This window comes from Microcystis sp. LE18-22.4A (genome assembly GCF_027531105.1).
GTDB lineage: Bacteria > Cyanobacteriota > Cyanobacteriia > Cyanobacteriales > Microcystaceae > Microcystis > Microcystis aeruginosa.
Genome location: NZ_JAPZRB010000519.1, coordinates 1 through 1,271, shown reverse-complemented (window position 1 = coordinate 1,271; position 1,271 = coordinate 1). Strand labels below are relative to the sequence as shown.

At 36.3% G+C, this 1,271-nt stretch carries 3 protein-coding genes; all 3 read right to left on the bottom strand.

What is annotated here, in order from left to right:
• Positions 1-14: 14 nt before the first annotated feature.
• Positions 15-287: a hypothetical protein gene (locus O9295_RS22170; protein WP_288035422.1), complete on the bottom strand. Its 273-nt coding sequence runs from the start codon at positions 285-287 to the stop codon at positions 15-17.
• Between the two features lie 196 nt (positions 288-483).
• Complete coding sequence (locus O9295_RS22165) at positions 484-906, bottom strand: hypothetical protein (RefSeq protein ID WP_288035421.1); 423 nt, start codon at positions 904-906, stop codon at positions 484-486.
• 128 nt (positions 907-1,034) lie between these two features.
• A partial coding sequence (locus tag O9295_RS22160; RefSeq protein ID WP_288035419.1) for a hypothetical protein occupies positions 1,035-1,271 on the bottom strand: 237 nt, incomplete at its 5' end.

Sequence of the window (1,271 nt, the reverse complement as noted above, 5' to 3'; positions counted from 1 at the left end):
CAAGCGGTTTCGCTTTAATAATGTATATCTTGCCAGAGAGCGCAATCAGTAATGTTTTGGAAATCTTTGATATTTTTGCTGGCAATAATAACCCGACGACTGGGATATTTTTCTTTGAGTAGAGACCATTGAGCCGATAGGATACAATCTATATCAATATTTTCTTTAACTTTGTTTGGTTGACCTGTTGCTCTCAACTCAGCCCAAAGATCAGCGGCTTTTTGTAGTAAAATAAAACTGACTTTCTGAAACTCAATTACATTCCTTAACTTATCTAATTCTTGCACGCTTTTACTTCTCGTCTAACCTCATAATCACATAGATCAGATGAAGTCAGACAAGCTCCTCTTGCCAGCAGACGATAAAACCCATTCGGTACATTGATAAACTTCTGTAAATAACTTTTGATCTTCTGGCCAGTCTTCACCGAGCGGGGTTACTAATAAGCTTAAAATGTTAGAGTCCAGAATTACCATCACTCTTTTAATCCCATCCCTTAACTTTTCTCAGATTTTCTAACTGTTCTAAGCGAGATTTTGCCCATGCGATCGCTGGCTGATTTTTTTGTTTCTGCACTTGATCAGTATCGGATTTATTCGACGTATAAAAGTCTGTCCAATTGAGAGGTTTAGTTTCTTGATTTTCGTATTCTTGTATTTGCCAGAGGATTGCTCTAGCCGTATTCTTTAAAGAGATTAAAACTTGCTTAAACTGACTTGTTTTCTCTGGTTGCAAGCTAGGATCATTTAAAAAAGCCTTGGCGATCATCTTAAAAGATTCTAGGTAGTTGTGGCGAAAATAGCCAATATATTTTTCTATTATTATCTCTGAGAGTATGGTAAGACCGAAGCAAATACGATTATATTGAGCGGATTTATCTGTTGATTTTAACGAAGCATCTAACATTATTTTCTTCACTCGAATTAACTCGAAAAACCCTGTAAATAATTATCATAATATGCCATTTTTTTAAGCTATCAGCAGACAAAATTTCACCATACTTAGCTTGAAATTCTCTTGTTATTGGTTGATATTCAAGAGAATAAATATTCTCCGCTTGAGGTGGAGTTTGAGCTGCTCTGATTTTTTCTATAACTATCGTCTAATTCTAGAAAAATTCCCTCGGCATTGAGGACTAGATCTTCATCAGATAAGGGCGGAAAATCCAGGTGAATTGTCCGCTTCAGAATCTCTAATAGCAAATCTAACCGCTCTGAGTCTGTCAAGCGGTCAAAGGTATCTAAAAGTTCCTGAACTATAGCAGTCATAGC